We start from the raw sequence: 12,620 nt of genomic DNA on the forward strand, positions 1-12,620 counted from the left end.
GCCCGCACCGCCCGAGGTCGCCGCGCCGCTGCTGCCGCCGGGCCCACCGGAGCCGCCGCCGGCACCGGCTCCCCCGCTGCCGCCCGCGCCGCCCGTCCCGGTGCTGCACTGGGTCGGGCCCTTCTTGTCACAAGCCGGCGGGTACGGCGCGGTCTTGGCCAGCGTGTTGCTCCCGTCCGAGGAGAAGGTCGGGTTGTTGCAGTTCTTGATGGTGATGTTCTGCGCCTGCACCCCGGGCACCCGGCGGATCTGGGTCAGACCGGCCTGCACCAGGTTGATCGGCAGCGGCGAGTAGCCGAGCGCGGGAGCCTGCTGTTGTCCCTGGCACAGGAAGTAGTAGGCGAACGCGCCGAGGGTGCGGCCCTTGTCGGTGTTGAACCCGCTCTCCACCGCGGTCGGCAGGATCATGTAGCTGTAGCTGGACAGCGGGTATGCGCGGCGGTCCGGGCTGTTGTAGACGCCGTTGAGCTTCTGCGTCAGGTCGGAGTTGATCTGCGCCGAGGTCAGCCCGACCGCGACCGCCGGGGCGGTCGGCTCGACGTAGTAGCCCGAGGCGTTCAGCATCTTGGCCACCGGGAAGCCGGTGTTGAGCGCGTAGGAGTACTCGACGTAGGTGATCGAGCCCTCGTTCTGGTCCTGCGCGACGAAGCCGGAGACGCCCTGCGAGCCGCTCAGCGCGATGAACGGGGTGCCGGGGATGACCGGGTAGAAGGAGGTGACCCCGCAGGGCGAGCTGCGACCCGCCCTGACGCAGTAGGCGTTCCACTTGGACGCCTCGTTGGTCTGGCTCATCCACGTGGTCAGCTGCGCGGTGGTGCCGGACCCGTCGGACCGCACGACCGGAACGATCGGCCGGGCGGGCAGCGTGAGCTCCGGGTTGTCGGCGGCGATCGCCGGGTCGTTCCACTTGGTGATGGTGCCCGTGAAGATCCCGGCGATGGTGTCGCCGGACAGGCGCAGGTTGGTGACCCGGCGCCCGTTGATCTTCAGGTTGTACATGAAGGCGGTGCCACCGGCGACGATCGGCATGTAGGCGAAGTGGCGCGGCGGCGGGGCCTCGTAGACGCCCTGGTCGGTGATGCCGTACGGGATCTCGGAGACGGCGAAGTCCACCGCGCCGTTCTTGAACTTCGCGCGGCCGTCGGAGGAGCCGGTGGCGTCGAAGTTGATCTGCATGCCGTACTGCTTGACGTTGGTGGCCCAGGCGTCCATCGCGTTGCTGCTCCAGGTGGAGCCGGCCCCGGAGATCGGCACGTAGTCACTGGCGAGGGCGCGCGGGGCTGCGCCCCAGACCAGCACCAGGGCAAGCGCGGTGACCGCGGCGGCGCCGCGCAGCAGCGCGAGGAGTCGGCGACGCACGCCGGCATCCCTTCTGTCGGAGGGGGAGGCTTTGGACGCAGGGGATGTTGCGACTTCCAGGGGCGCGGGGAACTGCGCGACAAGCCACCCACGCAGAGGGAGACCCGGACGCGCAGGGCCGTCCGCTCGCCGGCGGCTCTCGCGCAGTTCCCCGCGCCCCTGGTTGCCACCGGCCGTGTGTGCGAATCTGAGCGCAAGTCGCGTCGACGCCGCTGCGCGGCGCCGTTGTTGGCGGGCGTTCAGGACGCCCGCGGGGCGGCCGCCGACCACGCGCGCCAGTACGAAGAGCAGGACCACCAGGCCCAGCAGGACCGCCGCCGCGCCGAAGCCGCGGGCGATCTGTGCCTGCGAGGGCAGCCGCACCAGGGTGAAGACCAGCAGCGGCAGGGAGACCTGCGGGCCGCTGAAGGGGTCCGCGTTGAACGCCTTGTTGTAGCCCGCGGTCAGCAGCACCGGCGAGGTCTCGCCGATGCCGCGTGCGGTGCCGAGGATGACCGCGGTCATCAGCCCGGAACGGGCGGTCGGCAGGACGACCCCGAGGACCGTCCGCAGCCGGCCCGCGCCGAGGGCGTAGGAGGCCTCCTTGAGGGACGCGGGCACCAGCCGCAGCACCACGTCCGCCGCGCGGATGATGATCGGCAGCATCATCACCGAGAGCGCACAGCCCGCGGCGAAGCCGCTGCGGCCCCAGCCGAGGACCAGCACGAAGACGGCGTAGATGAAGAGGCCGGCCAGGACCGACGGCAAGGCGGTCATCGCCTCGGTGAGGGTGCGCACGAAGCGGCTGAACGCGCCGGGGACCTCCGACAGGAACACGGCCGTGCCGATGCCCAGCGGGACCGTGATGGCGAGCGCGATGCCGATCTGCTCCAGCGAGCCGATCACCGCGTGCAGCACGCCGCCGGTGGTGAGGGGCGCGAGCGAGTCCGCGTCGGACATGTCCTGCGTGTAGAAGTTGCCGTGCGGCAGGGCGTCCCAGCTGCGGACGGCGACGTAGCCGATGACGAGCACCAGGGCCGCCAGCACCAGCGCGGCGACACTGTGCACGACCGCGGCCGCGAGGCGGTCGCGGACCGCGAGGCCGCTCTCCTCCTGGGCGACCAGCAGCGCGTAGAGGCCGAGGAAGCACAGCCACGCGGTGACGACGAAGCCCAGTGGGCCGTCGAACGGCAGCAGGTAGTGGAAGAGCAGGGTGGTGAGCCCGACGGATCCGGCGAGCGCGCCGATGACGGCGTAGCGATCGGCGGGCTTGGCGGCGCCGGGCCGACGCCGCTGCCGGCGTGGCGCACCTGGCGGCAGCGGGCCGCGGACCACGACGGTGGTCCGCGCCTGCGTCTGCGCAGGGGCCGGCGCCGGCGTCTCCGGCGTGGAGGACGTCCCGGACGAGGTCGCGGAGGTGGTCATGAGGCGGCTCCGGAGCGGCTGCGGGCGACCACGGCCGAGGCCGCGAAGTTGACCGCCAGGGTCATCAGGAACAGGGCGAGCCCGGCGGCCATGAGCGCGGAGACGCCGAACGGCGAGGAGTCGCCGTAGTGCAGGGCGATGAGTGCGGAGACGGTGCTGGCGCCGCTCTGCAGCACGTGCGGCTGGATCGCGAAGACCATCGAGATGATCATGTAGACGGTGATGGTCTCGCCCAGGGCCCGGCCGAGGCCGAGCATGGTGCCGCCGATGATCCCGCCGCGTCCGTAGGGCAGCACGACGGAGCGGATCATGCCCCAGCGGGTCGCGCCGAGCGCGTAGGCGCCCTCGCGTTCGCCCGCCGGGGCCTGGCCGAAGACCTCCCGCATGACCGAGCACATGATCGGCGTGATCATGAAGGCGACGACCGTGCCCGCGATGAAGGTCGAGGAGGTGTAGGCGGCGACGGGCGCGAGCGGGTCGTGCGGATCGGCGCCGTCGACCCTGAACACCGGGATCCAGCCGAAGTAGGTGGAGATCCAGCGGGCCAGGCCGGTCATCCGCTGCTCCAGGAAGAAGAAGCCCCACAGGCCGTAGACCACGCTCGGCACCGCGGCCATCAGGTCCACCAGGGCGATCAGCGTCTGCCGCAGGCGGCGCGGCGCGTACTCGGAGATGTAGAGCGCCGCACACAGGGCCATCGGCAGCGCCAGCGAGACCGCGAGCACGCCGATCAGGACCGTGCCGGTCAGCACGGCGGCGATGCCGAAGTGGCCGCGGCCGGCGTCCGGCTCCCAGCTCTGGGTCGTCAGGAATGCGAAGCCGCCGACCCGCAGGGCGTGCGCGGCCTGGTAGGCCAGAAAACTGCCGACGGCGAGCATCACCAGCAGGACCGCGCCGCCGCTGACCCGCAGTCCGCCACGGAAGACCTGGTCCGAGAGCCCCACGCGCGCGACGGGCCGGCGGCCGGCGGGTCGGCCGCCGGCGGCGCGGACGGGAGCAGGGGCGCTCATCGGGCCACCGCCCGGGAGAGGTCGCCCGGCGCGCGTCCGCCGCCCGTGCGGCGGACGGAGGAGCGCTGTTCGGGCAGCGCGTGCGGCGCGGCGTCGGCCAGGCTCACCCCGGTGTGGAAGTGCGCCAGGCTGTAGCGGCATTCGCGCAGCCGGTGGTAGGCGCGCCCGGACCGGGCCGCCTCGGTGCCGTCGATCTCGAGGCGCCAGCGCCACAGCGAGTCGGGCCGTACCACGTGGACCACGGGCACGGCGCGGTCGAGGTTGGCGCGCAGGTGGAGCACGGCCGCCTCGCAGTCCTCGCGCCGTGGGAAGAACGTGGCGCTGCGCCCCAACTCGCGGTTGTTGGCGCTGAGCAGGCGCCACCCGAACCACGGCGACTCGCTGCCGCTCTCCCGGTCGGTGCCGGTGGCGATCAGGAATCTGGCTCCACTCACGGTTCCCCATCTCCCGCACTGGACCGCACTGGTCGCGATCGGCCGAGGGAGACGGTCGAGGTTCCAAGCGGATTCACAGAATCAGAGCCAGGAACGCCGGACATGGACAGGGTGAACGAGAAGTGTCGGAGATGTCGGCAAGTTGTGTACATCGGTCATGCCAATTCCGCACACGATCGGTCACCGTTTGTGTCACAGCTCTGCCGCGAATCCTCAAGATCGGCGCAACTCTGGTGTGACTCGTCCTCAAGGGCGGCCATACTTCTTGCGACGAAACGAGACGGGGGAAGGGGCGCGCAGCATGGCGACACCGGCGACACGACCGGCGACCACGCAACCGGCCGGGCCGCGATCGACCATGCCATCGCAGCGCGGACGGCAGGACGGACCGGGGGCGGGCAGCGGCCTGACCGCCCGGCTGACGGCCACTCCGCCACGGCGGCTGCAGACCGGCGCGGCCCTGTTGGCCCTGCTGGCGCTGCTCTTCGGTGTACTGACCGTCTGGCAGGTCAGCTCGCGCTCCGCCGCGGCCGACAACGTGGTCAACCACAGCCAGCCGCTCAGCAACGACGCCGCGCAGATCTTCCGCTCCCTCGCGGACGCGGACACCACCGCCGCCACCGGCTTCCTCCAGGCCGGCCAGGAGACGGCGGCCGTTCGCGCGCAGTACACCGACGACATCGCCACGGCCTCGCAGCTGCTGACCAAGGCGGCGGCGCAGAGCGGCTCGGGCGACCCGGGCCAGCAGTGGATCACCAAGCTCAACGCGGAGCTCCCGGTCTACGCGGGCCTGGTCGAGACCGCCAAGGCCGACGACCGGCAGGGCATCCCGCTCGGTGGCGCCTACCTGCGCTACGCCTCCGGGCAGATGCAGAACCAGATGCTGACCGAGGCCCAGAACCTCTACCAGGCCGAGACGGCGCGCCTGAACAGCGACTACGCCGACGCCCGCTCGCTGCCATGGGCCGCTGTCGGGCTCGGCGTCATCCTGCTGGTCGTGCTGGTGCGGGCGCAGATCCGGCTGTTCCGCAGTACCAACCGGGTGTTCAACCTCGGCATGATGTTCGCGACCGCCTGCGCGACCGTCGCGCTGCTCTGGCTGGCGGTCGGTCAGACCCTCTCGTCCTCCTACCTCGCGGACAGCGACGCCAAGGGCGCCGCGCCGCTGCAGATGCTGAACCAGGCCGAGATCGAGGCACTCAAGTGCCGCGCCGCGGAGAACCTCAACCTGGTGGCCCGCGGCTCGACCACCGCCTACGAGAAGGCCTGGGACACCGACAGCGTCAAGCTCGCGGGCCCGGGCGGCTACCTCGCCCAGGCGCAGTCGAAGACCTCCGGCGACGCCACCGCCCAGCAGGCGGTGATCGCCGCCGTCGCGTCCTTCCACAGCTGGCAGTCGCGGCACGACACCGCCCACGGCGCCAACCAGAGCGGCGACTACGACGCCGCCGTGAGCGACACCATCGGCAGCGGCGGCGGCACCGTCAACGCCGCCTTCACCTCGCTCAAGGGCAGCCTGGACACGGCCGCCGCACACGAACAGAGCCAGTTCACCAACCTCGCCGACAGCGGCCGCAGCGCCACCTCCCTGCTCGCGCCCGGCTCGGGCGTGCTGACCGTGCTCGCCGCGGCCGGCGTGGTGATGGGCGTCAACCGGCGTGTGGCCGAGTACCGGTAGGGGGAGAGCAGTGAACAAGACGTTCCAGAGACTGCTGCGGCCGGCGCTGCGACCGGGCGTGTGGGCGGTGACGTCCGCCCTGCTGCTCGGAGGCTTCGCGTTCGCCGGCAGCTCGGCGGCGGAGACCAACTCCGCGCCGGACCACACGGCGTCGATCCGGATCGCCGGCGCGCCGGAGGACGACAACAGCTGCGACCCGCTGGCGACCGCCTCGCCGAGCACCTCGGACGGCGGGCTGGACGTGCAGCGCATCATCCGGCGCGGCAAGCTCGTCGCGGGCATCGACACCAACAGCTACCTGTGGGGCTTCCGCGACCCGAACAGCGGTGACGTCCAGGGCTTCGACATCGACCTGGTGCACGCGCTGGCCGCGGCGATCCTGGGCGACCCGAACAAGGTGACCCTGCTGGCCGTCCCCACCGACCAGCGCATCCCCGCGCTTCAGAACGGCCTGGTGGACGTCGTGGTGCGCACCTTCACCCACAACTGCGCGCGGGAGAAGCAGGTCTCCTTCTCCGCCGACTACTTCGAGACCGGCCAGCAGATCCTGGTGCCGAAGGACTCCAAGGTCACCGGCCTGAACTCGAGCATCAAGGGCCAGCGGATCTGCACCGCCAAGGGCTCCACGGCCGAGGGCCTGCTGCAGGGCAGCGCCTACAAGTCGCAGGAGGTCCCGGTCGAGAACCAGCTGGACTGCCTGGTGCTGATGCAGCTCGGCCAGGTGGACGCGACCATCACCGACGGCGCGCTCGCCGCCGGCCTCAACGCGCAGGACAAGTCGCTGCGGATCGTGCCGGGGACGCTGGACACCGAGTACTACGCGGTCGCGGTCAAGCTCGGCTCGCACGACCTGGTCGCGCGGATCAACGCGGTGCTGCAGTCCTACATCGGCGGCGGCGCGTGGCAGCAGAGCTACGGAAAGTGGATCAAGCCCATCACCGGACAGAACAGCGCCCCACCCGCCGCCCACTACACGGGCTGACCGCGCCACCGCGTCAAGGTTGCACCAAGGTCCGCCCCCGGGGATCCTCCCCGGACCCGGATCTGACAGTCTGACTGTCGGCACGACCACCAGGGAGACAAGCAAGCATGGCGTTGACCGGACCCTACGGTCCCGTGATGACCCGCGAGGAGGTGGACCGTACCCTCAAGGGGCTCGGCGACGAGCGCGAGGCCGTCGAATCCTCCCTGCTGGCCTTGCAGGACCACCCGGGCCGACGTCTGCTGGAGGGCGCGCAGCTGACCGGCCGCACCGCCGAGCTGTGGAGCGCGGCCGAGCCGGGGCTCCAGCTGATGTGGAACCTCTTCGACACCTACTCCGAGGCACTGGCCGCGGCCCGGGCGGTGCGCTCGCGGCGCAGCAGACCCACCCAGTCCGAGCTGATCGAGCTGACCGAGCTGCTGCGCGGCAAGGGCGTGACCGTCGCCGGCAACCAACTGCCCGGCGGCGCGCCGTCGCTGACCGGCGGCGCCCGGCTGAGCGAGCAGGTGAGCCTGCGCGACCTCGTCGACCGGATGAACGAGTGGTACGCACGGATCATGGACGTCGCCTCGGCGGCGGACGCGGTCTGGTCGGCACTGCCGGCCCGCATCGACCTGTTGCTGGCCGAGCTCGGCCGGGTGCAGGCGCTGGCCCGTTCCGTCGGCGTCCTGCCGGGCGAACACCCGGCCGGCGACGCACTGGAGGAGCTCGGCAAGGAGCTCGCCGCGCTGCGCGGCGAGGTGGTCTCCGACCCGCTGCTGTTCTGGACCCGGCGACCCGTCGGCGCGTCCGCGCCCGGTCGGACGCCCGTGGGCGGCTCGGTGGAGACCGCCCGCTACGACCGCGCCGAACGCGCGGTGGAGGACATCCGCCTCGAACTGACCGACCTGGTGCGGCTGCGCGACGACGCCGACGAGCGGCTGGAACGCGTCGGCGAGACACTGGCCCGCGCCGACGCCACCCTGGCCGAGGCCCGCCGGGCGCGCGGCGAGGTGCTGGCGAAGATCGCGGCCACCGAGGTGCCGACCGTGCCCGGACCGGCCAGCGCGATGCGCGAGCGGCTCGCCCAGGCCGAGCAGCTGCGCCGGCACGGCCGCTGGTCGATGCTCGGTCCGCTGCTGGACACCCTGGAGGCCGCGTCCGAGCGGGAGTTGGAGCGGGCCCGGGAGTCGCTGACCTCGGTGACCGCTCCCCTGGCGGTCCGCGCGGAACTGCGCGGGCGGCTGGACGCGTACAAAGCCATGGCGGCGCGACTCGGCGTCGCCGAGGACCCGGAGCTGATCGAGCGTTACGACCTGGCCCGGCGGATGCTCTGGAGCGCCCCCTGCGACCTGCGCGCGGCGGACCACGCGGTCCTGCGCTACCAGCAGGGACTGCGGGCGGTCCAGCAGCAACAGGCCGCCGGCCCGGTCGACGGACGCCCCTACGGTGCCTGAGCTCCGACAGGGGGAAGCATCATGAGACAGCGCACGACCCGAAGCATGACCAAGGCCACGACCAAGGCACAGCAACTGACGACTTTTGCGGCACCGGCCGCAGGGGGATGGCGGGGATGAACGCGGTACCGTGCACACGGCCGGACTGCACCGGCACGGGTGTCATCGACGCGGACGGCTACTGCACCGAGTGCGGGCTCGCGCCGCTCCAGACTGCGGCGCGCACCGGCACCGGGCAGGCGGGCGGACAGACGTCCGGCGCGCACGCCTCCGGCACGCATACGTCGGGCGCTGCGCCCACCGGACCGGGCGCGCCGTGCGCGCGCCCCGACTGCACCGGCACCGGTGTCATCGACGCCGACGGCTACTGCACCGAGTGCGGGCTCGCGCCGCTGCCGTCCGCGTCCATCCCGGCGCAGCACGGCGTCGGCAGCGGCTCCACCTCCCGGTCCACCTCCACCTCCCGCAGCTCCCGGACCATGTCCGGGCGTTCGCGCTCCTCGCGGACGGGCCGCAGCGGCTCGGTCTCGGTGCGCACCAGCAGCCGCGGCAGCCGCAGCCAGCGCGGCGCGCTCGGCGCGGGCCTGGTGACCGTGCCGCCGATCCCGAAGGAGGACCCGCGCTCCAAGGTGCTGGCCAACCCCGAGGTGGCCGAGCGCAAGCGGTACTGCAGCAAGTGCGAGTCGCCGGTCGGCCGGTCCAAGAACGGCGTGCCGGGCCGCACCGAGGGCTTCTGCACCAAGTGCGGCTCCGCGTACTCCTTCACGCCCAAGCTCTTCCCCGGCGACCTGGTCGGCGGCCAGTACGAGGTGGTCGGCTGCCTGGCCCACGGCGGTCTGGGCTGGATCTACCTCGGCGTCGACCGGCGCGTCAACGACAAGTGGATCGTGCTCAAGGGCCTGCTGGACACCGGCGACGAGGAGGCCCTGGCGGTCGCCATCGCCGAGCGCCGCTACCTGGCCGAGGTCGACCACCCCAACATCGTCCGCATCATCAACTTCGTCGAGCACCCGGACCCGCGCAAGGGCACCCGGGACGGCTACATCGTCATGGACTACGTCGGCGGCAAGTCCCTCAAGGACATCGCCGACGAGCGTCGGATGCCGGACGGCAAGCGCGAGCCGCTGGCGGTCGAGCAGGCCATCGCCTACGCGCTGGAGGCACTGCCGGCCCTGGGCTACCTGCACCAGCGCGGCCTGATCTACTGCGACTTCAAGCTGGACAACGTGATCCAGTCCGAGGACCAGCTGAAGATCATCGACATGGGCGCGGTGCGCCGCCAGGACGACGACGGCGCGATCTTCGGGACCATCGGCTACCAGGCCCCCGAGATCGCCACCGAGGGCGTCTCCCCCGCCTCCGACCTCTACACCGTGGCCCGCGCGCTCGCGGTGATGACCTTCGACTTCCAGGGCTACTCCACGGTCTACCGGGACTCGCTGCCCGGCCCGGAGGAGGTCGAGGTCTTCAACCGGTACGAGTCCTACTACCGGCTGCTGGTCCGCGCGACCGACCCCGACGCGGGCCGCCGCTTCTCCTCGGCGCAGGAGATGGCCGAGCAGCTCACCGGCGTGCTGCGCGAGGTGCTGGCCCTGCAGGACGCGCGGCCGCGCCCGGCGCTGTCCACCCTGTTCGGTCCTGAACTGCGGGTGGTCGACACCGAGTTGCTCCACGGTGAGCTGGAGGAGCCGCCCGCGTCCACCCGCGGCGGACGCCGCCGGCAGGCCGCGGCGGCCTCGCCCGGCAACCCCGTCATCGCGGTGCCGAACGGCACCGTCACCGTCCCCAGGGTGCTGCCGCTGGACACCCGGGCTGCGGCGCTGGCCCTCCCCGTCCCGCGGATCGACCCGGGCGACCCGAACGCCGGCTTCCTCGCCTCGCTGATGGCGACCTCGCCCGACGAGGTGCTGACGGCCCTGGGCACCGCGCCCGTCAACTCCGTGGAGCTGCGGCTGCGCGGGCTGCGCGCGCTGATCGAGAAGGGCGACCTGGTCGCCGTGCAGGAGGCGCTGACCCAGCTGGGCACCGACGCCTCCGACGACTGGCGGGTCGTCTGGTACCGCGGCCTGGCGGCGCTCGCCGCGTCCGCGGTTCCCGGCGGCCCCGAGGCGGGTGCGGCGCTGCGCGCGGCGGCGGAGTCCTTCGACGCGATCTACGACGCGTTCCCCGGCGAGGCCGCGCCCAAGCTGGCCCTCGGCGTCTGCGCGGAGGCTCTCGGCGAGCGCGAGGACGCGGCGGAGTTCTACCGCCTGGTGTGGACGACCGACCGCTCGTACGTCAGCGCGGCCTTCAGCCTGGCCCGCGTGCTGCTCGCCACCGGCGACCGGCCCGGCGCGGTGGCCGCGCTGGAGTCCGTGCCCGAGGCGTCCACGCACTACGTCGCGGCCCGCGTCGCCTCGGTCCGCGCGCGGCTGCGCGAGCGGGCGCCGCAGGAGCCGCTGCGGATCGACCTCGACGCGGCCTCGCAGCAGCTGGGCGGGCTGGGTCTGGACGCGCGCCGCCGCGAGGAGCTTTCGGTCGAGGTCCTCGGCAAGGCACTCGGCTGGGTCCTGGCGGGCCGTCCCGACGTCACCGGCGCGGCGGCCCCGATCACCCTGCTGGGCAACCCCGCGGAGGAGCGCGCACTGCGCTTCGCGCTGGAGGACTCCTACCGCAAGCTGGCCCGACTGGCCGAGAGCCCCGAACAACGGATCGCATGGGTCGAGCGGGCCAACCGCACGCGCCCGAGGACCTGGGTGTGAGCGAAACCATGGACCAACTGACCCTCTCCTGCCCCAACTGCGCCCAGCCGGTGGCAGAGTCGGACCGCTACTGCGAAGAGTGCGGCATCGACCTCTCCACCGCCCGCGCCTCCGGCACGGACCCGCGCGCGACGGCACCCGCCCCGAGCGGCTTCTCCGCGACCCATCACGCCACCACCCCCGACGACTCCCCCCTGCCGTCCGGCACATCCGGCGCAGCCGGGGGGACCGGCGCTGACGGCGGCTACGACGCGGCACCCGGCGCAGCCGGATCGCGCGGCACAGCCGCCCACGACGGCGCGACGGGCGGAGGTCTGCCCGCAGCCGCGGGAAAGGGAGCTGACGGCGCATACGGCGCGATGCCCGGCACTGGCGGCCTCGGCCCGACCGGGGGAGGTCTGCCCGGCGCAGCCGGGGAGCCGGACGCCGGCGGCGGCTACGACGCGGCCTTCGGCGCTGTCGGCGCCGCTGCTGCGCCGGTGCCCTCGGGTGCCACCGGGGACTTCGTGCTGGCCGCGCCGGTGCTCGCCACCGAGGTGGAGGAGCCGGAGGTCTCCGGAGCCGGTGCGCCGGATCCGTGGAGCAGTGTGCCGGCCGGGGATGCCCGGGTCTGCGTCGGCTGCGGCGCCCAGCGGATCGACACCGACGGGTACTGCGAGGCCTGCGGCCTCGCGCAGCCACGGCCGAGGGATCATCAGGAGCGGTCGCTGAACGGCGTCTGCGGGGTGAGCGACCGCGGGCACCGGCACCACCGGAACGAGGACGCCTTCGCCGTCGCGGCGACCTCGCGACCCGACGGCGGCTCCGCCGTGGTCGCCGTGGTCTGCGACGGCGTCTCCTCGGCGACCCGCCCGGACGACGCCTCGCAGGCCGCCGCGGACAGCGCCAGCGAGGCGCTGCTGGAGGCCCTGGAGTCCGGCGTGGAGCCGGAGACCGCGATGACCGAAGCGATCATGACCGCGGCCAATCGCGTGGACGAGCTGGCGGACGAGTTCGAGCGCGAGCCCAGCCGCAACGCACCCGCCTGCACCATCGTCAGTGCGGTGCTGACGGAGGGACGGGTCACCGTCGGATGGGTCGGCGACAGCCGGGCCTACTGGTTCCCCGACGACCGCTCCGGCTCGCGCCGGCTGACCGTGGACGACTCCTGGGCGACCCGGATGGTCGAGGCAGGGCTCATGTCGGAGGCGGAGGCCTTCGCCGATGCCCGCGCGCACGCCATCACCGGCTGGCTCGGCGCGGACGCGATCGAGGTCGAGCCGCACACCCTCACCTTCACCCCGGACGCCCCGGGCACCGTGCTGATCTGCACCGACGGCCTGTGGAACTACGCCGAGGCCGCCGCCGACCTCGCGGCCGTCGTCCCGGCGGACGCCCGTACCAAGCCGCTGCACGCCGCGCAGACGCTCGCGCGTTACGCCTGCGACCGTGGCGGGCACGACAACGTCACCGTCGCCCTGCTGCCGGTCGATGGCATCGAGCCGCACGAGCCGACCATGCCGAACCACCCGCCCACTCTCGTCGGCGACAGCCTCGATTCACCCACACTTCAGCTACGCGAGGGGGAGAGCTGACC

At 72.8% G+C, this 12,620-nt stretch carries 8 protein-coding genes; 5 read left to right on the forward strand and 3 right to left on the reverse strand.

Annotation, left to right across the window (positions count from 1 at the left end):
• From pstS to TR49_RS08800, 3 genes are all read right to left on the reverse strand, one after another.
• The coding region (pstS, locus tag TR49_RS44940) for a phosphate ABC transporter substrate-binding protein PstS (protein WP_063770051.1) at positions 1 to 2,763 on the reverse strand (2,763 nt) is incomplete at its 3' end.
• A complete protein-coding gene (gene pstC / locus TR49_RS08795) occupies positions 2,760 to 3,773 on the reverse strand; it encodes a phosphate ABC transporter permease subunit PstC (protein ID WP_084724701.1) in 1,014 nt (337 codons plus the stop codon). The genes pstC and pstS, both read right to left, overlap by 4 nt.
• Complete coding sequence (locus tag TR49_RS08800; RefSeq protein ID WP_042379192.1) at positions 3,770 to 4,207, reverse strand: hypothetical protein; 438 nt, start codon at positions 4,205 to 4,207, stop codon at positions 3,770 to 3,772. Before TR49_RS08800 ends, pstC begins: the two co-directional genes overlap by 4 nt.
• A 358-nt stretch (positions 4,208 to 4,565) precedes the next feature.
• Here TR49_RS08800 and TR49_RS08805 point away from each other — a divergent pair, with 358 nt between their 5' ends.
• The 5 genes from TR49_RS08805 (at position 4,566) to TR49_RS08825 (ending at position 12,618) form a co-directional block, all read left to right on the forward strand.
• Complete coding sequence (locus TR49_RS08805) at positions 4,566 to 5,885, forward strand: GlnX family signal transduction membrane protein (RefSeq protein ID WP_236653278.1); 1,320 nt, start codon at positions 4,566 to 4,568, stop codon at positions 5,883 to 5,885.
• 10 nt (positions 5,886 to 5,895) lie between these two features.
• Positions 5,896 to 6,867: a glutamate ABC transporter substrate-binding protein gene (locus tag TR49_RS08810; RefSeq protein ID WP_042379196.1), complete on the forward strand. Its 972-nt coding sequence runs from the start codon at positions 5,896 to 5,898 to the stop codon at positions 6,865 to 6,867.
• 107 nt (positions 6,868 to 6,974) lie between these two features.
• The gene (locus tag TR49_RS08815; RefSeq protein WP_042379197.1) at positions 6,975 to 8,303 is read left to right on the forward strand and encodes a hypothetical protein; all 1,329 of its coding nucleotides are present in this window, start codon (positions 6,975 to 6,977) and stop codon (positions 8,301 to 8,303) included.
• Positions 8,304 to 8,419: 116 nt separating this feature from the next.
• Positions 8,420 to 11,044 carry a serine/threonine-protein kinase gene (locus tag TR49_RS08820; protein ID WP_152627141.1) on the forward strand — a complete coding sequence of 875 codons (2,625 nt, stop codon included), beginning with the start codon at positions 8,420 to 8,422 and terminating at the stop codon, positions 11,042 to 11,044.
• Entirely contained in the window at positions 11,041 to 12,618 is a 1,578-nt protein-coding gene (locus TR49_RS08825; RefSeq protein ID WP_369405300.1) for a protein phosphatase 2C domain-containing protein, read from the forward strand. The genes TR49_RS08820 and TR49_RS08825 overlap by 4 nt, the downstream gene beginning before the upstream one ends.
• Positions 12,619 to 12,620: the final 2 nt, after the last annotated feature.

This window comes from Streptacidiphilus melanogenes (assembly GCF_000787835.1).
In the GTDB taxonomy this organism is placed as follows: Bacteria; Actinomycetota; Actinomycetes; order Streptomycetales; family Streptomycetaceae; genus Streptacidiphilus; species Streptacidiphilus melanogenes.